The 20810-nt window shown below is 49.4% G+C and carries 18 protein-coding genes; 9 read left to right on the forward strand and 9 right to left on the reverse strand.

What is annotated here, in order from left to right; all coding sequences use genetic code 11:
• The first annotated feature begins 53 nt into the window (after nt 1–53).
• Entirely contained in the window at nt 54–1727 is a 1674-nt protein-coding gene (locus BM202_RS14335; protein ID WP_093827145.1) for a UxaA family hydrolase, read from the forward strand.
• 80 nt (nt 1728–1807) lie between these two features.
• On the forward strand, nt 1808–2581 hold the full coding sequence (locus tag BM202_RS14340; protein ID WP_093827147.1) for an SDR family NAD(P)-dependent oxidoreductase: 774 nt from the start codon (nt 1808–1810) through the stop codon (nt 2579–2581).
• Nucleotides 2582–2640: 59 nt separating this feature from the next.
• Here the strand turns inward: BM202_RS14340 and BM202_RS14345 are convergent, their stop codons facing one another.
• A complete protein-coding gene (locus tag BM202_RS14345; protein ID WP_177236582.1) occupies nt 2641–3117 on the reverse strand; it encodes a Uma2 family endonuclease in 477 nt (158 codons plus the stop codon).
• A 514-nt stretch (nt 3118–3631) separates the two neighbouring features.
• Here BM202_RS14345 and BM202_RS14350 point away from each other — a divergent pair.
• The 3 genes from BM202_RS14350 (at nt 3632) to BM202_RS14360 (ending at nt 6944) form a co-directional block, all read left to right on the forward strand.
• Nucleotides 3632–4486, forward strand: coding sequence for a fumarylacetoacetate hydrolase family protein (locus BM202_RS14350; protein ID WP_093827151.1), 855 nt, complete (start codon nt 3632–3634; stop codon nt 4484–4486).
• A 76-nt stretch (nt 4487–4562) separates the two neighbouring features.
• Nucleotides 4563–5387: an amidohydrolase family protein gene (locus BM202_RS14355; protein ID WP_093827153.1), complete on the forward strand. Its 825-nt coding sequence runs from the start codon at nt 4563–4565 to the stop codon at nt 5385–5387.
• A gap of 93 nt (nt 5388–5480) precedes the next feature.
• Entirely contained in the window at nt 5481–6944 is a 1464-nt protein-coding gene (locus BM202_RS14360) for a gluconokinase (RefSeq protein ID WP_093827155.1), read from the forward strand.
• 54 nt (nt 6945–6998) lie between these two features.
• On the opposite strand, the gene BM202_RS14365 is transcribed toward BM202_RS14360, so the two are convergent.
• Nucleotides 6999–9014, reverse strand: coding sequence for a T9SS type B sorting domain-containing protein (locus BM202_RS14365; protein ID WP_143100692.1), 2016 nt, complete (start codon nt 9012–9014; stop codon nt 6999–7001).
• A gap of 117 nt (nt 9015–9131) precedes the next feature.
• Nucleotides 9132–11150 carry a T9SS type B sorting domain-containing protein gene (locus tag BM202_RS14370; RefSeq protein ID WP_093827159.1) on the reverse strand — a complete coding sequence of 673 codons (2019 nt, stop codon included), beginning with the start codon at nt 11148–11150 and terminating at the stop codon, nt 9132–9134.
• Nucleotides 11151–11356: 206 nt separating this feature from the next.
• Between BM202_RS14370 and BM202_RS14375 the strand changes: the two genes are divergently transcribed.
• Nucleotides 11357–12649: a bifunctional 3,4-dihydroxy-2-butanone-4-phosphate synthase/GTP cyclohydrolase II gene (locus tag BM202_RS14375; protein ID WP_093827161.1), complete on the forward strand. Its 1293-nt coding sequence runs from the start codon at nt 11357–11359 to the stop codon at nt 12647–12649.
• A gap of 73 nt (nt 12650–12722) precedes the next feature.
• On the opposite strand, the gene BM202_RS14380 is transcribed toward BM202_RS14375, so the two are convergent.
• The gene (locus BM202_RS14380; RefSeq protein ID WP_093827163.1) at nt 12723–13328 is read right to left on the reverse strand and encodes a DUF1684 domain-containing protein; all 606 of its coding nucleotides are present in this window, start codon (nt 13326–13328) and stop codon (nt 12723–12725) included.
• An 88-nt stretch (nt 13329–13416) separates the two neighbouring features.
• Between BM202_RS14380 and trxA the strand changes: the two genes are divergently transcribed.
• The gene (gene trxA, locus BM202_RS14385) at nt 13417–13746 is read left to right on the forward strand and encodes a thioredoxin (RefSeq protein ID WP_262507679.1); all 330 of its coding nucleotides are present in this window, start codon (nt 13417–13419) and stop codon (nt 13744–13746) included.
• Nucleotides 13747–13853: 107 nt separating this feature from the next.
• Here the strand turns inward: trxA and BM202_RS14390 are convergent, their stop codons facing one another.
• The gene (locus BM202_RS14390; protein ID WP_093827167.1) at nt 13854–14333 is read right to left on the reverse strand and encodes a Cif family virulence factor; all 480 of its coding nucleotides are present in this window, start codon (nt 14331–14333) and stop codon (nt 13854–13856) included.
• Between the two features lie 224 nt (nt 14334–14557).
• Here BM202_RS14390 and BM202_RS14395 point away from each other — a divergent pair, with 224 nt between their 5' ends.
• A complete protein-coding gene (locus BM202_RS14395; protein ID WP_093827169.1) occupies nt 14558–15613 on the forward strand; it encodes a methyltransferase in 1056 nt (351 codons plus the stop codon).
• 17 nt (nt 15614–15630) lie between these two features.
• On the opposite strand, the gene BM202_RS14400 is transcribed toward BM202_RS14395, so the two are convergent.
• Nucleotides 15631–17427 carry a thiamine pyrophosphate-dependent enzyme gene (locus tag BM202_RS14400; RefSeq protein WP_093827171.1) on the reverse strand — a complete coding sequence of 599 codons (1797 nt, stop codon included), beginning with the start codon at nt 17425–17427 and terminating at the stop codon, nt 15631–15633.
• Nucleotides 17428–17686: 259 nt separating this feature from the next.
• Between BM202_RS14400 and BM202_RS14405 the strand changes: the two genes are divergently transcribed.
• A complete protein-coding gene (locus tag BM202_RS14405; protein ID WP_093827173.1) occupies nt 17687–19330 on the forward strand; it encodes an amidohydrolase family protein in 1644 nt (547 codons plus the stop codon).
• A gap of 64 nt (nt 19331–19394) precedes the next feature.
• Here the strand turns inward: BM202_RS14405 and BM202_RS14410 are convergent, their stop codons facing one another.
• The 3 genes from BM202_RS14410 to BM202_RS14420 all read right to left on the reverse strand — a co-directional run bounded on the left by BM202_RS14410 (nt 19395) and on the right by BM202_RS14420 (nt 20741).
• A complete protein-coding gene (locus BM202_RS14410) occupies nt 19395–19613 on the reverse strand; it encodes a type II toxin-antitoxin system HicA family toxin (protein WP_093827175.1) in 219 nt (72 codons plus the stop codon).
• A complete protein-coding gene (locus BM202_RS14415; RefSeq protein WP_177236583.1) occupies nt 19610–19837 on the reverse strand; it encodes a type II toxin-antitoxin system HicB family antitoxin in 228 nt (75 codons plus the stop codon). The genes BM202_RS14410 and BM202_RS14415 overlap by 4 nt, the downstream gene beginning before the upstream one ends.
• A 250-nt stretch (nt 19838–20087) precedes the next feature.
• Nucleotides 20088–20741, reverse strand: a complete 654-nt coding sequence (locus BM202_RS14420) for a hypothetical protein (protein ID WP_093827179.1) — start codon at nt 20739–20741, stop codon at nt 20088–20090.
• Nucleotides 20742–20810 lie beyond the last annotated feature (69 nt).

Here is a 20810-nt window from a genome sequence, read left to right on the forward strand (position 1 = left end):
GTGGTATATTTCGGCCTGATGCTTTCTTTAGTACTTAAACAACCCATTCACTGATGGCTGCCCGTGTGTTAAAAGTTCATCCTGCCGATAACGTCATTGTTGCCCTTCGCAACCTGTCGGCGGGGGAGCGGATTGAGTTTGAGAATGATACCTACGAGTTGCCCTACGCCGTTGGGGCCAAGCATAAATTCGTGACCGAAGACCGCCAGCCCGGCGATCCAATTACCATGTACGGGGTACTGGTTGGCAAAGCTACCCAGCCCATTCGCCGGGGGGAACCTATCACTACGTTTAATTTGAAGCATGACGCAGACCGCTACGGTCTGGATAAAAAACAGCCGTATTCCTGGCAACCGCCCGACGTTTCGCTCTGGCAGAACCGCACATTTATGGGCTTTCACCGCGCGGATGGCAGCGTGGGAACCCGGAATTACTGGCTCGTTGTACCGCTGGTTTTCTGCGAAAATCGGAACGTACTGATTTTGAAAGATGCCTTTGAGCGCGAACTCGGCTACTCGCAACCCGAAACCTATCGCGAGCAGGTTCATGAATTGCTAAGTCTATATAAGGCAGGTGACATGACCCACATCAAAAAGATGCAGCCGTTTGTCGATGAGTCACAGAATCAAACCCTGACGCACCTAAATCAATCGGCGAACCGACCTTTTAAGAATATAGACGGTATCAAGTTTTTGACCCACGAGATGGGCTGTGGTGGCACTCGTCAGGACTCGGCTTATCTGGGCTCATTGCTGGCCGGATTTATCAATAACCCGAACGTAGCGGGAGCAACGGTATTGAGTCTGGGTTGTCAGCACTTGCAGGCCGATACAATAGCCACTGAAATTAAACGGCAAAATCCAAAGTTCGATAAACCACTTCTGATATTTGAGCAGCAAGCTGGCACCGAATATGCGCTGATGGCGCAGGCAGTGAAAGAAACGTTTTTAGGCTTAATTGAGATCAATAAACTCGAACGCCGACCGGCTCCGCTAAGTGCCTTAACTGTTGGTCTGAAGTGCGGGGGTTCCGATGGATTTTCGGGCATTTCGGCCAATCCCGTTCTGGGCCATTTGTCAGACACGATCGTTACATTAGGTGGCAAGACCGTACTGGCGGAATTCCCCGAACTTAATGGCGTAGAGCAGGAACTCATTAACCGCACCGCCGATACGGCCAAAGCGCAGAAATTTATTACGTTGATGAGTGATTATTCGGCGCAGGCTGAAGCGGCTGGCTCGGGCTTCGACATGAATCCGTCGCCGGGCAACATCAAAGACGGCCTCATTACCGATGCCATTAAATCGGCAGGAGCGGCTAAAAAAGGTGGCACAGCACCCGTTGCCGACGTACTGGATTACGCTGAACCTGCCGTTACGCCCGGATTAAGCCTGTTATGCACGCCTGGCAACGACGTCGAAGCGACAACGGGTATGGCAGGTTCGGGTACCAATGTGATTCTGTTCACCACCGGCCTGGGTACGCCCACCGGAAATCCCGTTAGCCCGGTCGTTAAAGTATCGACAAACACAATCCTTAAAAACCGAATGCCCGACGTAATCGACTTCGACAGTGGCCCGATCATCGACGGCGAACAAAGCATCGAACAAAACGCCGACGCCCTGCTGGAATACATCATCAAGCTGGCATCGGGCGACGTAATAACCCAGGCCGAACGGCTAGGACAGGACGATTTCATTCCCTGGAAACGGGGTGTTTCTCTTTAAAATGGCGAAAGAGCGAAAGAGTGCAAGAGCGAATATTGACGCACCGGCCACTCATTCGCTCTTGCACTCTTTCACTCTTTATGTTCTCACTCAAAAACAAAACGGCCCTCGTCACCGGGGGAGCCAGCGGCATCGGGCTGGCAATTACAAAGGCGTTCGCACAGGCAGGGGCATCAGTCCATATTCTTGACCTCAACAGTGAGCAGGCCGAGCAGGCTGCCGATGGCATCAACCAGTCGGGCGGCCAGGCCACGGGCCACGCGGTCGACGTATCCAATCAGGAGCAGACGATAGCCGTTATCAACCAGATTGCCGCTTCGGGACCCATTCACATTTTGGTGAACAACGCGGGGGTATCGCACATTGGCACGGTCGAGACCACAACCGAAGCCGACTTCGACCGGATTTTCCGGATCAACGTAAAAGGAGTTTACAACTGTCTGTACGCGACGATTCCCCACTTGAAAGCCAACGGCGGGGGCGTCATTCTCAACATGGCCTCCGTGGCCGCTACGTTGGGCCTCTCCGATCGCTTTGCTTATTCGATGAGCAAAGGGGCTGTGCTAACCATGACACTGTCGGTAGCGAAGGATTATCTGAAAGACAAGATACGCTGCAATTGTATCTCGCCTGCTCGGGTGCATACGCCCTTCGTGGACGGATTTCTGGCCAAAAATTATCCAGGTAAAGAAGCCGAAATGTTCGAGAAACTGTCAAAAACTCAACCCATTGGTCGTATGGCCGAGCCGGAAGAAGTTGGCGCGCTGGCTCTCTATCTCTGCTCCGACGAAGCCGGATTCGTTACCGGCTGCGACTACCCGCTGGATGGCGGCTTCACAAGACTGAACGCGTAAGTTTTACTCGATTTGAACGGGCCACGGTTTTCAATCGTGGCCCCATTTTATGTTGAAACTTACTCCTCAAAAACAGCTTTCACCCCAATTCTAAACCCTGCAATCACCTCAGATTCCAGCGTACCATCTTTCAATTTCTGAGCCAGAACAAAAATATTACCTTCTAATAAATACTGCTCAATTGTTTCGTGCTCGGTATCGACAATCCGATACTCCCGAATACCGTGCAGGGCATAATCCGTCATTTTAATGCCTACCGGGCTGGCGATCCAGTCACGCTCTCTTGTACTTTCGGATAAGATTTCTACGGCAAAACAGGGAGGTGGAAACGCGGATTGCTTTTGCCCAAACTTAGCGGCTGTTTCAGCATCCCAGAAGCAAATGTCTGGCTCGTAGTCATTACGGGTTAAGCGAACCATTACTTTTTCGTATCCAACTTCACCTAATTTGTTATCATAAACGAAGGGGATCAAATATCGAATGATGCGGGTTGAAGCCTTCCACTGACGGCCGTATACCGGAGAATGGTAAATCACTTCCCCAGAATAAATTCAGCTTTTATACCTTCATCAGCATCCGCCCAGAATTCATGGCGACGACGCTGTTTATCTTTCCATGCCTGTTCAAGCTTGTCTAATAACTCGCGGAAGATTAGGAGCCTGGCGAAGTTCCTCAAGAGCTGTCATTTGATGATACGCATGTTGGAATAAGCAAGTATGCCAAACCCGACCGGTTAACGAAACCAATCAGGTTTGGCATGGTAAGCGAAACATTCTCTTATTTACAACTTTCAGCAGCATTGGGCAGTTTGATAGAATTGGCCGCGAAAATCTGCATGGCCTTTTTCGCAATAGGATCGGGACCTATCAAGTCAGCGCCCGTATTTGTTGAATAAAAAGACAGGACAGACGTAGCGTTACTATAAAGAATGTATAATCAGATTTGTATTTTCCTGCAGTGATTCCTACGAGCCCATCCGCTTACATTTGCCATAGAATGGTTAAACTTGCGCCCTAGTCTGCTTTTCTTTCAAAGTCTAGCTAGTTCCGCATGAAACTATTTCGATTCGGCTCCCCCGACCATGAACATCCCGGCGTAGTATTACCCACCGGCCAACACATCGACGTAACACACTTTGGTGAGGATTACGATGAATCATTTTTTGCCAGCAATGGCACCGAGCGGCTGGCGCACTGGCTCACGGCCCATGCCCACACCTGCCCCGAAGTTTCGGCAGACGAACGCTTCGGTCCCTGCGTCAAACGGCCATCTAAACTCATATGCATTGGTCTGAACTACGCCAAACACGCGGCCGAAACCGGAGCCGCATCGCCCGCCGAACCGATTCTGTTTTTCAAAGCGACCACGGCACTCTGTGGACCCAACGACAACGTAGTAATTCCGAAACGTTCCGAAAAAACGGATTGGGAAGTTGAGTTGGCGATCATCATCGGGAAGAAGGCCAGTTACGTTGAACTGGATCAGGCGATGGACCATATCGCCGGATATGCCCTGCATAATGATTACAGCGAACGGGCCTGGCAGTTAGAGCGGGGCGGTCAGTGGGTGAAAGGTAAAAGTGCCGATACGTTCGCGCCATTGGGGCCCTATCTGGTCACGAAAGACGACGTACCGAACCCTAACTCACTGAACCTCTGGCTCAACATCAACGGCGAAGCGCTTCAGAATTCCAATACCGACGATATGATTTTCGATGTGCCGACCATCGTCAGTTACATCAGCCAGTTCATGACCCTGTTACCCGGCGACGTGATTTCTACCGGCACTCCAGCGGGCGTCGGCATGGGCCTGAAACCACAACGTTTCCTCAAGCCCGGCGACGTAGTAGAACTCGGCATCGAGGGCTTAGGCGAACAGAAACAGACGGCCGTTTCTTTTAATTAAGAATGAAAATTGCAGAGTGAAGAATAAGGTTGGCACAAAAACTATTCTTCACTCTGCAATTTTCACTCAAAAAATTATGACCATCGACGCACACCAACATTTCTGGCACTTTGATCCCGTTCGTGATAGCTGGATTACGGACGATATGGCCATCATCCGACGCGACTTTTTACCCGCCGATCTGGAGCCCGTTCTGGTCGAAAACGGTATAGACGGCTGTGTGGCGGTGCAGGCTTCGCAGTCGGAAGAAGAAACGTTGTTCCTGATGAATATGGCCCGAACCTACGACATTATCAAAGGCGTGGTGGGCTGGGTCGATTTGCAATCCGCTACGTTAGCTGAACGGCTGGAATTCTTCTCTCAATATCCCGACATTAAGGGATATCGACACGTAGCGCAGGGCGAACCCGACGATTTCCTGACACGTCCTGCGGTTGTGGAAGGTATTCGCACGTTGGCCGATTTTGGTTTGACATACGACATTCTGATCTATCCTAGCCAGCTCAAGGCCGCGCTGCATCTGGTACGCGCTGTGCCCGAAGTTAACTTCGTGATCGACCATTTGGCTAAGCCGTATATCAAGAAACAGGAAATCAGCCGGTGGTCGAATTTCATGGTCGAGATCGCCAAACAACCTAACGTATCGTGCAAACTCTCCGGCATGGTTACCGAGGCCGACTGGGAGAACTGGAGCAAAAAGGATTTCTTCCCGTATCTGGACGTAGTATTCGAGAGTTTCGGTCCAGATCGGCTTATGTTCGGCTCCGACTGGCCCGTTTGCCTGGTGGCTGCGGATTATACACAGGTCAAAACACTGGTTGAAGAATACGTTGCTCCCTGGGGTGACGAGGTTCGAGCGAAGGTATTCGGTGAAAACGCTGTGACATTTTATGGATTGTAACACAGAGGTCGCACAAAGATTCACAGAGATTTTATTTCTCCTCTGTGCACCTTCGTGTACTCTGTGTTACAATTCCTTTTTACGTCTAATTCTATGAATTGTTTCGTTGGCGTTGATGTCGGCACGACCAACGTAAAAGCCCTGGCTATGCCAGACGATTTAAGTGAGATTCTGGCCCATGCATCCGCTCCGGTTACGACCCTCAATCCTGAACCAGGCTACGCCGAACAGGACCCGGCAGAAATCTGGCTGGCCTTTGTGCAGGTCATGGCCGAAGTAAACCGCGAACTGACCAACGCCGGGCATACCATCACGCACGTAGCGTTCTGCACGGCCATGCACAGCCTACTGCCCATGAACGCAGATGGAACGCCACTTGGCAACGCCATTCTGTGGTCCGACAATCGCGCCGAAGCCGAGGCAAATAACCTCCGCACTAAGCAGGCTGATTTGGGGAAAGCCATTTACAAAGAAACCGGCACACCCCTCCACCCCATGATCCCGCTTTGCAAATTGGCCTGGATGCGCGAACACGACCCACGCTTACTACGTCGAACGGCTTACTTTGGGTCCATTAAGGAGTATTTGTGGCATAAACTCACCGGCGAATTCGAGATTGATTACTCCATTGCCACCGCAACAGGGCTATTTAACGAGAGTAAGCGTCAGTGGAGCAAACTGGCTATGGACTATGCCGGTGTCCGTCCCAATCAACTGTCAACACCCGTTCCTACAACGTACCAGCGACCTTACAAACCTCGTTCCGAAGCAGCTGGAACCGGCTTACCGGCAGGCGTGTCGCTGGTCATTGGTGCATCAGATGGCTGTCTGGCTAACCTCGGTGCGGGGGCTATCAAACCCGGTACGGCTACGTTGACGATCGGCACAAGTGGTGCCATTCGGCAAACCGTCCGAAAACCGCTACGCGATGCACAGGTACGGCTTTTCTGCTATTTTCTGGATGAAGGCTACTACGTTGTGGGCGGCCCAACCAACAATGGCGGCAATGTACTGGAATGGGTTTCTGAAAAACTAACCCAACAGGATACCGAAACCGTATTAACCGAAGCCGCTACCATTCCGCCCGGCTCCGACGGATTATTGTTCCTTCCCTATCTTCAGGGCGAACGCGCCCCTTTGTGGGATGCCTCCGTGCGTGGCGCTTACCTACACGTAGACTGGCAGCACACGCGGGCGCACTTCGTACGGGCCGCTTTAGAAGGCGTCTTGTTTAACCTGCTTAGTATCAATGGGCTCTTGACTGAACACACAGGCCCGGCACGGGTAATTCATGCCAATGGCGGCTTTGCTCAATCGACCTTCTGGGTGCAGATGCTGGCCGATATGGCCGGCATTCCGGTACGTCTCAACGCGAGTAACGAAAGCGGTTCAATGGGTGCTATTTTGCTGACGATGAAAGCGGCAGGCATTGTAAAAACACTGGACGAAGCCGCCGAACGCGTCAAATTTGGTGATACGTTCGAGCCCGATCTGACACGTTACAAGACGTACCAACAGGCCTTTAAGCAATGGGAGGATGGATTAAAAAAGTTATAAGCTGAACAGCAATCCGTTCAACTGGCAGCTATCGACCGACGACTACCGACTACCTCATCGTATTAATAATACCGCCCCGGTACGAACCGTTTTCTGACCGGTCGTGTCCTTTAGTTCGATTCGATACATATACTGCCCTAAACTCGCCGGTTGGCCATTGATTGTGCCATCCCAGCCCTTTGTTTTGTCGGTCGTACTGTAAACGACCTCCCCCCAACGGCTGTAGATATTCATCAGAAACTGATCATCCGTAACACCTTTTGGAAAAAACACGTCATTTACCTGATCGCCGTTGGGTGTAAACGCATCGGGTATAAAAACTTTGGAGTCCCGATGAAGCGTGTAAAAGTTCGAGTAACTGATTTTACCACCCGACGTAGCAATGATTCGATACGTAGCACTTTGCGCATTTGGATCGTTTGCAGGCGGGTCATAATGGGTACTGGTACCGAGCGGAATTTTCTGGCTAGTACCATTCAGCGAGTCGGTCACCTCCACCGTATAATCGGAAACGGGTCCCGGCACAAAGGGCGATTCGGATGTCCAGTCAAGGCTGGTTTTTTCTTTTGAGTTGAGGAAAACCGTGCAGACAGGTTTTGATGGCGGCAACGTCAACCCACATACGCCTTGGTACGTTATCTGATAGCAGTAAGAACCAGCCGAAGGGTTAGCGCTATTGTCAATAAATATGCTGTCATTCGGCACGGTGCCAATCGGATTAAACGTGCCTGATGACCCATCGGCACGGGCAATGGCCAGGGTATAACTGGACAGGGTGCCGGTGGCTGGCTTCGGCAGCGTTGCGGTTAATCTTGGTCGATTGTTCTCAATCGAAACCACTATGTTATCCAGGTTATCGGGTAGGTCACCATTGACACCCGTCACACAAACAGAGGCTGACGTGATTTCGGTTTGAGCAACTCCATCAATGGTGGCCACAATGCTGTAACAGTATTGCGTACCACAAACGATGTTATTGTCGTCGGTATACGTAGTGATATTTTTGTTAACAATGGTACCCCCTACTGGTGCATTGTTGCGCAGCATCCGGTAATACCGAAATTGATTGGTCGAGGATGAGGTACCCGCATAGGGTGTCCAGCTTAAGTTATTTTTCTTATTAGCCGCCTTAACATCCAGGACAATACTACAAACCTCCTCGGATCTCAACCCCGAATTACTACAGACATCCTGCGCGACGACCTGAAAGCATTGCACCTGCCTGGCGTCCGTTTGAACCGTGAACGTACCGGACTCTGTTCCTTTCTGACCCGTATCCGTATAAACGCCATTTACTTTCTGATACAATTGCACCACCGCCCCCGAACCAGCCTGATACTGCAATGTAATTGAATTATCGCTTACGGTTTTAAGCGTCGTAATAGCCGGTATCGTCCCGGCTGGCACTAACTTAATCGTTTGGGTAGAAGGTGTTTTACACAAGCCATTGTAAACACCTTCGACGGTTATGGTTCGAGTGTCAGGACCATTATCCGTGTAAGTGTGCTGTGGATTAGCTTCCATAGCGGCCTTGCTGAATGTTTCTATATTGCCATCGTTCCAGTTAATGGTATAGCTATCATACTGGCCCAACGTTGCTACGTTAGGTGTGACGGTAACTGTTCGGCCTGAACAGGATTTAAGCGAAATAGAAATAGGGTCGAGTGGTAAGACAGTTACCGTTTGGCAGGCCAGCGCTCTTGAACCATTGATTGTGCCCACCTGCAACAGGGTGTAAGAACCTGGTTTCGCATACGTAAATGGGCCTGTTTCAAAATTAGCGGGGATACCTTTACCGCTATACTCACGAGCATAGCCAACATTGAGCAGGTTAGCAGGCACACTACCAGCAACAATAGCTATAGTGCCTCCTACGCATATCCTCGTCTTGTCCAACTTAAATCCACCCACTTCGGCCCCTTGTGGATTCTCACAATAATTATTGGTAGCGTCCTGGGCAACTGACGAACTGGGTTGGGCGAACACAAAGCCTAACATAATAAGCAGCCAACGAACTGGTAAACCGCTTATCCCTTCAACTCCAGTCAGCCACAATCGTAAAACGCGCACAGAAAGTAAATTTTAATCGTTTCCAGAATCAGGAAATCCTTTTCATGGAAACGAAATGACAGGCCTGCCTGTGATAAGTAGCCGCATAAAAATAGGCTAACTCACGTTCGGCAGCCATTACCGAATCAACAACACCGCCCCCGTGCGCACAATCGTCTGATTGCTTATGTCTATGACCTCAATACGATAGGCATACTGTCCAGGACTCGCCGGTAATCCATTAACCATGCCATCCCAGCCCTTTGTTTTATCAGTCGTGCTGTAGACTACATCGCCCCAGCGACTGTAGATATGCATCAGGAACCGTTCGGCATACAAGCCTTTCGGCAAAAATTCATCGTTTACCTGATCGCCATTGGGCGTAAACGCAGTGGGTAAGGTGAAGCGGTCTTCCCGCTCAAACGTTTGGTAATTGGAATAACTTATGTAACTACCCGACTTGGCAATAATTCGATACCTGTACACCACTTCACTTGGACTTCGGTCATAATGAGTTGTGATGCCGACGCTCTTTTCGCGCGTACTAACGGAGTCGATCAGTTCAACGGAATAATCGGTCACGGCGTCTGGCGTAAACGGGGAGGCCGACGTCCAATCCATAGATTTGATTGACGATGAGGTTAGCAAGATCGTACAGGCGGGTTGTGACGGGGGTAGTTCCAGCCCACATCCGCCCTGATACGTGACCTGATAGCAGTACGATTTTGTGGAGGCATCGACGCTTCCATCGACATAGGATGTTTGACTGGCCAGCGTAGTAATCGGCGTAAAAGCTGCCGACCCGGCATCGGCACGGCTGACAACCAGCGTATAGTTAGGGGGGACACCCGTAGTGGGTAGATACGTTACAATAGACGGGTGGTTATTCTCTACCGATACAACAACAGTACCCAGATTATCGGGCACGGTGCCACTGATTCCGGTAACGCAGGCGGGCGCCGACGTAATGACCGTTTGCGTTGAGGTAGCCGTCGCACTGCTCCCAATAGTTGCCACAAGCCGGTAACAATATTGCGTTCCGCAGGTCACGTCAGTATCTGAATACGTAGTGGTATTCTGGCTGGCTATGGCCGCTCCCAATGGCGCATCGTTGCGAATAACCTGGTAGTTTTTAAACTGACTCTGTGCTAGCGGACCAGCATAGGCCTGCCAGTTCACCGTATTTTTCTTGTTGGTAGCCTGTGCGTCAGCGACTACACTACAGACTTCGTCGGATGGAATCGAATTACTGCCACAAACGTCCTGCGAGATGATCTTAAAACACTGTACCTGTTTGGCATCCGTTTTAACGGTAAACGTGGCTGGCCCCGTAAATTGTTGACCTGTATTCACATAAGACCCGTTTACTTTTTGATACAGTTGCACGGGCGAGGCTGCTCCGACCTGATATTGAAGCGTAATGGTACCGTTGTCAACGGCCGTCAAGGCCTGAATAACGGGCTGGCTTATATCTGATGCCAGCGCAACCTGCTGCGAACTGCGCGAACTACATGTAACGTTATTGAGTGAGCCATAAACAGCCTCTATAGTTATCGTTCTTACATTATTTGATGTAGCAGCATAAGCATGTTGTGGATTAGCTTCTAGTTCAACCCGGGTTAATTCTTTATTAGTCCCGTCACCCCAGCTAACCACATAAGTGTCATATTGACCTAACGTAGCAGCATTGACCTGTAAGGTAACTTGCCTACCAGTACATGCCTTGGTTGTAAACTGAACTGGATCACGAGGTAGTACCGTAACAGTCCGGCATTTAACAGCTAGCGCCCCATTGATTGTACTTTTTTGTAGTATTGTATATGTACCAGCCGTTGAATATTTGAAAATACCCGTTAGCTGCAAGCTATTATCAGGAATACCAGCGCCCTTGTAATCAGGTATATAAGAAATCTCATCTAAGGTTAACGGAGCAGTGGCCCTGATCTGGTCATCAATACAAACCCGGATATTATCTAATGTAAATTCGCCTTGTAGAGCGCCATTAGAATTGTTACAGTAGTTGTTGTTGGGGTCAATCGTCTGAGCGAACGAAGGAAGGGCATGCAGGCAAACAAAGAGCCATGCAATCAGTAATCGCCGAATGGGCGCACCGATTCTCATTCCAGCTCCAGCCAGCCATACTTGTAAAATGTACACGGTGAGTAAATTTATCGTTCGTATAAATCAAGTAGTTACTATATCTTGAAAAACGCCCGAGCAGACATTTTCGCATCCCGCGAAACGTATCTTTCTTAAAATCAGTTTTCAGGTAACTGATAGAGTAGTCCAAACGATTGGGAACTCTACTCAACCGGGCTATTGAATACCAAAGATAGTTCCGCTGATATGCATCAACCAAACAGATGAATAATAATAGTGCGAATACTGAGCCATCGGATGATTCACATGTAGATCATCCAGCATTAGCCCCCATCCGGTTAGACCGTATCGAGGAAGCCATTGCCGACATCAGAGCGGGTAAAATTGTGCTGGTTGTCGACGATGAAGATCGGGAAAATGAGGGAGATATGATCTGCGCGGCCGAAATGGTTACGGCCGAAATGGTCAACTTCATGGTGCGCGAAGGCCGTGGTCTCATGTGCGCTCCCCTAACACAGGAACGTTGCGAAGCGCTGGGCCTAGACATGATGGTCACCAGCAATACGTCCGTTCATACAACACCGTTCACGGTATCCGTCGATTTACTCGGAAACGGTTGCACCACTGGTATTTCAGCCTCCGACCGCGCCAAAACGCTTCAGGCGCTGGTCGATCCAAACACTATGCCCGACGACCTGGGCCGACCAGGGCACATATTTCCGCTACGTGCCGTGGAAGGTGGTGTCATCCGCCGGGCCGGGCATACCGAAGCTGCCGTTGATCTGGCGCGCATGGCGGGTCTTTCGCCAGCGGGTGTACTGATCGAAGTGCTGAATGAAGATGGCACGATGGCCCGGCTACCCGAACTCCGCGTGCTGGCCGATCGCTTCGGTATGAAGCTGATCAGCATTCAGGATCTGATCGAATACCGGCTACGTACCGAAACACTGATTCGTCGCGAAATTGGCGTCGACATGCCCACCGAATGGGGACATTTCGATCTCATCGCTTACAAACAAAGCAACACGGGCGACACACACCTTGCCCTCGTGAAAGGTAGTTGGGAACCCAATGAGCCCGTCCTGGTACGTGTTCACTCGTCCTGCATCACGGGCGATATTTTCGGCTCCTGCCGCTGCGATTGCGGAGCCCAGCTTCATGAATCGCTAAAAATGGTCGAAGCCGAAGGAAAAGGCGTTGTGGTTTACATGTTTCAGGAAGGGCGTGGCATTGGGTTGATCAATAAGCTGAAAGCCTATAAACTTCAGGAAATGGGCCGCGATACGGTCGAGGCAAACCTCGATCTGGGTCTGCCAATGGATGCCCGCGACTACGGTGTTGGAGCGCAAATTCTGCGTGATCTTGGTATTCGTAAGCTGCGGCTCATCTCAAACAATCCCAAGAAACGCGCGGGTCTGATGGGCTACGGACTGGAGATCGTGGATACTGTCCCGATAGAAATTAAGTCAAATCCACATAATGAACGGTATCTGCGTACGAAACGCGACAAGATGGGCCACACCATCATGAACGAGCCAGTCAACGAAGAGCAGTAATTTCACTACGTAAGATTTACCAAAACGGGCGAACACCAATCTAGTCGGTGTTCGCCCGTTTTGGTAGGCGCCATCAGTGAGTTTTCCCATACGCCTTCTCCCCGGCTTCGACAGCTACCGATAGTGTATTCGTTTTGGGCGGAATCGGGCACGGGTAGCCTTCACTATACGCGCAGTAGGGATTGTAGGCCTTATTGAAATCCAGTGTTAACGTACCATTTTTTATGTCGCCGATCCGCAGATCCATGTAGCGTCCCCCGCCATAACTGGCCTCTCCCGATGTAGCATCTTTAAACGGCAGGAATAAATAATCGCGATACTCCGGCCGGCGAATCAAATTCAGGTTGCGGTATAGGGTTAATTTTTGGGGCTTACCCCGTAGCACAAATGACAGCACGGCGTAAGAAACGTGCGTTCGGGTGGCTCCGCTATAGGTTGGCATTTCAAAGGGCTCTGCTCTGGGCGTCAGCTCCACCGTGGCCTCTACCCGATACGTTGAATTGGGCGCATAAAACTGCACATAGGTCAAATCTTCTTCTAATTTAATCGGACCGCCCCCGGAAGCTAAAAGGTCTTTTTTATACGTATCACGATGTCTGGCAAGCTGTTCGGTAAAAGAGGTTTGCCCGAAGACCGCTATCGCCAGTAAATACGTTGACAGAAACAATAGAAAGCGCATAGTGAGTTTGATAAAGTGCTGCTGATAAACCTAGAACCGTCGGCCGCCGAACGGTGTTATGTAGGTACAAATCAACCACATCAGATCAATAAAACGCACATTACGTATGAATCAGGCAAAAAAATCATTCAAAGAGCTCATTCACGGCGATAAGCCTGTGCTGGTTGACTTCTATGCTGACTGGTGTGGTCCCTGCAAACAGCAGGCGCCCATTCTGAAACAGCTCACAGAGCGGGTTGGTGATAAGATTCGCGTCGTTAAAATCGACGTAGATAAAGCCCAGGCGGCCGCCAACCAATACCAGATTCGGAGTATTCCGACTATGATTCTGTTTAAAGACGGCAAGATTGTGTGGCGACAGTCGGGCGTTCAGCCATTGCATACGCTGGAAGGGCTGGCTAAACAATTTGGCGGTTAGACGCTCTATAAACCACGAACAAATAAGTCCGGCCATAGACTTGACCGGACTTAAAATTTACACGCATCACATATTACCAAGAGAGTTGCTCTCTATCCTACCATCTTTTATTTATTCTGCGCTAATCCAAAATTTTTCAGATTGGTGAGCGCCGTTACATTGATAATTTTCCACTGTCCATTTATTTTTTCGAGTGTCCGCGACTCTTTGGACGTTGTTTTACCGTGGCTGTCGACCAGCGTCTGGTCATACGCCACAAATGCCATATTCCCGTTTTGGTGAACGGTATAGTTTGCGTTCTGCACCGTGACTTTATCCGTTATTTTTGAACTTTTGAACTGGCTGGCAAACTGTTTCTCCAGGTTATTCCATCCTTTCACGAGCAGAAAATCTCCTCCGTACAAATTGGCTGCAAAATGAACATAAGGCGTATGTGCCCAGGCATTTGCCCATTCGGCTTTGTCTCGCTTAAAAAAGCCTTCCGTTTCACTACGTAACACCCGTTTAATTGCGTCCTCATCGGCCTGAGCCAGACTCTGCAATACCGTACTCAGCACAAAGGCAACCACTAAAAGTGACGTTTTCATGAGCAGGGAATGTTTATTGAGCGGTTAAGATAAAGTTTAAAATAATAATAAACAAGTATTTTTTTGGACTTTTAGCCGTCTAATAGTATATCGACATATTTATATTCACCCAATGAGTCGGCGCTTTAACTCACTTCTGGCAATTCTCTTCAGAAGAGTAAAGACCAGCTTCTATATTTGGCACTCACTTTACTTTCTTACCTAATCAAAACCGTACTAACTCAATGCTCAACGTTATTCGACCTGACCTTGCGCCTATTACCCGCCATTTACGGGCTATGTTCGGCTCGCGCTTATTAATTGCGGCTGTCCACCACCTGCCTGTATTTGAGGAATTAAGCGCTGGTCCCCTCTCATTAGCCGACTTGAGCGCCCGGCTCCAATTGAACGAACGTCCGGCGATGGTACTGTTCCCGGCTCTTTGTGCGATGGAGTTGCTTGACTACGACGAATCTGGCCGATTACGTATCACGGAATTAGGGCGCTACGTAACACAAACCCATACGCCTAACCTGGCGGGTTACGTCGAACTGGAGAAAGATGATCCGGGCGTAGTAGAGATGGCCATTCGGCTGAAAAATGATGGGCCCCTGGATGCGCCAGAAGGTATTTCGTTCGTAAAAGAAGGCGAAGGCCCCTCCCCCATGGACGATCCAGAACTGTCTCGAAAATTCACGCTGGGTTTGGCCGGACGTGCCCGCCATCTCTCGCCTATTGTGGCCGCCAAACTCTCGAAGCGTGAAGGTCACTTGCTGGACGTAGCAGGCGGCACGGGTTATTACACCTTCGAATGGCTGCTGAATAATCCAACCTCAACCGCTACGATACTGGATCGACCGGCGGTACTGGATGTGGCGGCTGAATTGCTGGACGAGTTTGCCAGCAGTGGCCGTCCAGGCGCCGGGAGTGTGAAGGGCCGCGTGACGTTCGCAGCGGGTGATATGCTGGTTGATGAGATTCCACAGACAGATATCCTATTGGCAGCCAGCCTCTTCCACGACTGGCCAACGCCCACCTGCCAATTGTTAGCCAATCGCTTTGCCGCAGCGATTCGGCCCGGTGGTGAACTCTGGGCGCACGATGCTTTCCTGAACGATACGTTAGATGGACCGCTGGCGGTCAACGATTATTCGGCCCAACTATTTTGGGGAACCAAAGGCCGATGCTACAGCCGGGCCGAGTATCGGAGCTGGTTTTCGGAAGCAGGTTTAGAGCCTACTTCCGAAAACATTCCGACCCAAATGGATTATGGGTTGATCTGGGCGAAGAAACCAATGTAAAAACTGGCTCTATTATCTTACAATCCCGGCAAAATACCCAGCAGGCTACGGCCTTTGGTGGCGACGGCTTCGTGAAACTGGTTGCTGATTACATTTTTGATGATTTCGCTACGATCGCGTTCTCCGCGCACCAGCGCTTTCGCGAATTCGATGGCCTGATCGGTCGTAATTTTCCCCGGCATCGGTGGCTCGTTCTGGTCGACAATCGCATCGACCAGAACAGGACCATCGTGCTCCAACGCCTGACGTATCACGGCTTCTGCATTTTTGGGATCATCCATGGTAAATCCCTTCGCCCCACACGCGTGGGCATAGGCGGCAAAATCGATGGGTTGTAAATCGACCGCAAATTCGGGATTTCCTTCCATCACGATCTGTTCCCACTTGATCTGTCCGTACGAATTATTGTGAAAGATAAAGACCTTGATGGGTAGTTTGTATTTCACTGCCGTGGCCATCTCGCCCATGAGCATCGTAAAGCCGCCATCACCCACCAGCGCCACCACCTGACGACCGGGATGAGCCACTGAAGCCGCAATGGCATACGGCAATCCAGACGCCATTGTTGCCAGTAAGCCCGACGTAGAGAACTGCATATTGCCCCGCAATTGAATATGCCGGGCAGCCCAGGTTGTATTGTTGCCACAATCGCAGGTGACGATGGCATCGTCGTTTAGAAGCGGACTAAGCGTATGCGGAATGACCTGCGGTTTCATGGGAATAGCTTCCTGAGTACCTCGTTCGGTCATCAACTCATTCCAATGAGTCATGCGCTGCTGGGCTTTTTCCAGAAAACCACGGTCGGCTTTTCGGTGGAGCAAAGGTAATAGGGCCTGTAGGACAGCCTGGCTGTCGCCCATCAAGCCCACTTCAACGGGTGTTCGTAACCCAATGTGCGATGGATCGAGATCAATCTGAACGGTACGTGCCTGACCTGGTTTGGGAAAATACTCAAGGTACGGAAACCGCGAGCCAATCATGATCAACGTATCACATTCCTGCATGGCATCCTGCGAAGGAGCGGTACCCAGCAACCCGAGACCGCCCGTCGTATGTGGATCATTGTCGGGTACAACGCCTTTGCCCAGCAATGCTTTGATAATCGGGCCACCGACGGCCTCGGATAGGGCCAGTACTTCTTCCCGAGCGCCCAGACAGCCCCGACCGGCAAAAATAACTACCTTCTCCCCCGCATTGATGAGGTCGGCGGCCCGTTGTAATTGTCTTGGATCAGGTGATACGTATTGACTGACCATCGTCGCACTGCTATGATCAGGCTCGTTGACTTCCGACCGCTTATCATCGCTTGTTGTCCAATCCTGGAAATCTTTTGGAAACGAAATATGCGTTACCGTACGCTGGCCCAGTGCCGTTCGAATGGCCTGATCCACTACGTTGACGACGTGATCTGGCCCCATGACCCGCTCATTATAAACGGCCACATCAGCAAACACTTTTACGAGATCAACATCCTGCTGATAGAACGTACCACTAATGTCATGGGCAGTATGGCCCGTAATGGCCAATACGGGCTGAGCATCGTATTTCGCATCGTATAACCCGTTGAGCAGATGTATACCTCCACAACCGGACGTAGCAATACAGACCCCTAGTTTTCCCGTGAATTTGGCATAACCGCATGCCATGAAAGCTGCTGCTTCTTCATGCCGTACCTGGATAAGTTTAATCTGATCCTGCCGATTCCGCAGTGATTCATAAATGCCGTTAATGCCATCGCCGGGCAGGCTAAATACGGTATCGACACCCCATTCCAACAACCGTTCGACCAGTAGGTCGGCTCCTGTCTTTGCCATACTAATAGGTAAATTAAGCTCCGTTCCAACCCGCCGACAATAGCTGTCGTGGCACGTTTGAAACGGAACGAATACGTGCATTTAACCACCTATCCGGCAATCGTGTTTGGCCATAACCTGAAGATTAAAGAATATTAATAGGGTACAAAAGGGGGATTCAGGCGAAACTGATCGGACATTTCACCAATGACTGGGCAGCAACTTTACTGTCGCTCAATTATCTCGCTATTTTTACGGACGTACTACTTCATCAATCGCTATGTTCTCATCTTCCGGCCGTCCCCTATGCATAATGGGTAACGTAGTGGATGCTCAGGGGCGCGAATCTGTCAAAACGATTCTGGTCCAAAACGGCAAAATCACGAACGTTCACAACGGCAAAGTGCCTCTTTCGCTCCCTGACCTGATTCTGCTGGAGCTGGCGGATAATGAAGTCGTATTTCCGGGGTTGATCAATTTACACGTCCATTCGGAATACAACATTTTCCCGCTCTGGCAAAGTCCGGCCGTCTGGAGCAATCGGTATCAATGGCGTAATAACGATCAATACACGCAGGAGATAAAAAACTTCAAAGAATACATTGAAAGCAAGTGGATACAGGACTATCTGGGATTCACCAAGCCGATCGTTCAATCCTACATAACGGAGAAAGATGACCATTTAACGGCTACTTCGATTGCAATCGCCGTTAGCGAAGTGCAGAAACTGCATGGCGTCATCACGGAATTACAGGCCGTTGCAGGCGGCACAACGCTCGTTCAGCAGACGATCAAACTAGAGAATAATGCAAGTCTGCCCAGCTTTATCGTACGCAACACCGGTGACCCGGCTGAATTGGGGCTGCCATTCACTAAAAAGGTTTTTTCGGTCGTAGATTTTGTCAGACCCGGACCGGATTTCGACGCGCCTGGTAGCCCAATCCACGCCCGTGACGATACGTCTGCCTGGCCCATGATGCGCCACCCCAGTTTTACGGATTTTCTGACGTCCCTTCAGGAAGGCAACAGTCGTTACTACGCGTCGATCGCTCACCTGGCCGAAGGACGAGCGGGTTATCTTCAACGAGGGAAACCGGACGGATTTAGTCGGCGGGAGTTTACCGAATTTCGCAAGGCGCTTTCGCAACTCCCCAATCCAGAAGCACTCAAAACAGCGCACCTAACGTTAACGCATGCCTGTGGTTTGGATTATTCAGACCCCGATACCCTCGATTTCTTACGCGACAATCACATCAGCATCGTTTGGTCACCGGTGTCTAATCTGATCTTGTACCGTGACACGATTCCCGTAAAAGCACTGCTCGACCACGGCATCAATGTCTGCTTGGGTTCCGACTGGGCACCCAGCGGCAGCAAGCACGTTTGGGATGAATTGAAATTTGCCCGGTATTTTTGCGATGCTGTCTCTCTCGACGTCAGCAGTGCGCAGTTGCTGGCGATGATTACCCAAAACCCAGCCGCTGCACTGGGACAGATAAAGGCTGGTGCTATTCAAACAGGCTACAACGCCGATTTTTTCATTTTACGCAAGCAGTCTCCAGACCAGTCTGCATTAACCGCTTTACAGACTCAGTACGATAGTGCCGTTCGTTGTACCATCGTGAACGGCCGGGTAATCTACGGAGACGAAGATTTGTTTGTCAATACGTTAGCCGTCGATTACCAGCGTATTCCCTTGGAAGAAGGACAGGCAGCAGCAAAAAAGGTAGTGAGTATTAATTCATCCCTCAACTTCGATCTGGCGAAGGGATTAGCCCAGGTTGATGCACTGATGCTACGTTACGCCACCGAAACGTTACGTTTACCCAACCTCCGACGAACTCGCCTGCTTTCCGCCGACGACCACCTCTATCAGGTACGCATTAAATTGGTGAAGAGCTATTTGGCGGAGTTGTTAAAGTGATTATTGGGGACCAAAGCCTTCCTCTATAAAGAGTGTGGTTCGCGCGAAATTTCATAATTGCTTATTAGCTTTGTAAGTCCTCTTTATCAATACCCGCCTGCTTCAAAATAGAATGAAATGTTCCTCTAGGAATGTCACGGTTATGCATTGGGACAATAACGCGCTTAGTACCATCCGGTAGTTTATAGATAGCGTGACTCCCTTTCTGTCGATCAAATTCAAAACCACGCTCAATTAGTAAACGAACCAGTTCTTTTGCGGTAAACGATGGCGTTTTACTCATGCTACCAACGTAACATTATACTCCAAAACGCCTTCTTCAGTGGGCACATTCTCACCGTCAGCCTCTAAGCTCTCAATATAGAGTTCAATAGCTTCTTTAGCATTGGCGATGCATTCATCAACCGTTTCGCCGTAGGTAATACAGCCAGGCAATGTAGGAACTGTGACCGTAAAACCGCCTTCTGGCTCGGGTGTTAGCAGGACTCGATAATTAAAAGCTCTCATGATAATAATCAGTTCTTATCAAAGATACAAGAAGCTAGGAAAGAGCAGAAATACAACGAAGCTACACATAGCTTTTTTGTTGATTCACTAGTGATAAGAACATTTTATTCACCTTGTAAAAAAATCTCCTTGCCGACGGGGATCTTTCTATTTGTTTCTATATCACTTAGCAGATCATTCAATATCTGCTCAACACCCTCAAAAGTTCGTTTCAATAGCCAGAACGTAAAATCCATCAAAGGCTGGCTTTCTAAATGCTAAGTTCCGAAAACTTCTTTACCTCTGCTTGTGGGGCCAGTATTGTTACCTCATATTTACTATTCATAAGATCCCACTTCGTATTTATGTTAACCCAAATATTTCTGTTATGAATAACTACAGATCTTAATTTGTATATCCGGTTAACAAGTTCCTTTTCGAATAACTTTACTGAACTGCTCAATTTTAGTCGGCTAAGTAGGTTTTCTTTACTATCACAAGCGCTTTTAAGGCCATCCCATTTCTGTATATTTTGCTGTTCAAAACAACAGCAGACTAGAGTACCAGTATAATCAATAAACGAGACCAAATTAAAAAGTACGCTTTTAAAAAGGTGCAATACATCAATAGCAAATTCCTCACCAATATATAAGCTCATAGGGCTTAGTCCTGCTTTTCTCGATTCATAATGCAAATCCTGCAGACGCTGAGGGATGGATTCAAGATATGTTAACATTGCACCTAGATGAAAGCCTAAAGCTCTCATTCTAAACGAAAAACTAACTTCAGCTTGCATGTATGGATCTTTTTCGTTGACAAATCGGCCTTTGATTTTATTTATGTAATCCAAGTTCAGGTTAGTAACGAGATCATCAATCCGTTTTCTCTGTTCTGATAATTGCTGAAATTGGTCTAAGTAATTCATTTCTTCAAAGTAGTAATAGAAAGGGGAGCAATTTGCTTAATTGCTCCCCTCTAAAATATATTGATTAAT

The sequence above is a fragment of the Spirosoma endophyticum genome, assembly GCF_900112365.1.
GTDB classification, from domain to species: domain Bacteria; phylum Bacteroidota; class Bacteroidia; order Cytophagales; family Spirosomataceae; genus Spirosoma; species Spirosoma endophyticum.

Coding starts and splice junctions, on each gene's coding strand:
- BM202_RS14335 (WP_093827145.1), top strand. CDS start 54: ATGGCTGCCCGTGTGTTAAAAGTTCATCCTGCCGATAACGTCATTGTT.
- BM202_RS14340 (WP_093827147.1), top strand. CDS start 1,808: ATGTTCTCACTCAAAAACAAAACGGCCCTCGTCACCGGGGGAGCCAGC.
- BM202_RS14350 (WP_093827151.1), top strand. CDS start 3,632: ATGAAACTATTTCGATTCGGCTCCCCCGACCATGAACATCCCGGCGTA.
- BM202_RS14355 (WP_093827153.1), top strand. CDS start 4,563: ATGACCATCGACGCACACCAACATTTCTGGCACTTTGATCCCGTTCGT.
- BM202_RS14360 (WP_093827155.1), top strand. CDS start 5,481: ATGAATTGTTTCGTTGGCGTTGATGTCGGCACGACCAACGTAAAAGCC.
- BM202_RS14375 (WP_093827161.1), top strand. CDS start 11,357: ATGAATAATAATAGTGCGAATACTGAGCCATCGGATGATTCACATGTA.
- BM202_RS14380 (WP_093827163.1), bottom strand. CDS start 13,328: ATGCGCTTTCTATTGTTTCTGTCAACGTATTTACTGGCGATAGCGGTC.
- BM202_RS14390 (WP_093827167.1), bottom strand. CDS start 14,333: ATGAAAACGTCACTTTTAGTGGTTGCCTTTGTGCTGAGTACGGTATTG.
- BM202_RS14395 (WP_093827169.1), top strand. CDS start 14,558: ATGCTCAACGTTATTCGACCTGACCTTGCGCCTATTACCCGCCATTTA.
- BM202_RS14400 (WP_093827171.1), bottom strand. CDS start 17,427: ATGGCAAAGACAGGAGCCGACCTACTGGTCGAACGGTTGTTGGAATGG.
- BM202_RS14405 (WP_093827173.1), top strand. CDS start 17,687: ATGTTCTCATCTTCCGGCCGTCCCCTATGCATAATGGGTAACGTAGTG.
- BM202_RS14410 (WP_093827175.1), bottom strand. CDS start 19,613: ATGAGTAAAACGCCATCGTTTACCGCAAAAGAACTGGTTCGTTTACTA.
- BM202_RS14415 (WP_177236583.1), bottom strand. CDS start 19,837: ATGAGAGCTTTTAATTATCGAGTCCTGCTAACACCCGAGCCAGAAGGC.
- BM202_RS14420 (WP_093827179.1), bottom strand. CDS start 20,741: ATGAATTACTTAGACCAATTTCAGCAATTATCAGAACAGAGAAAACGG.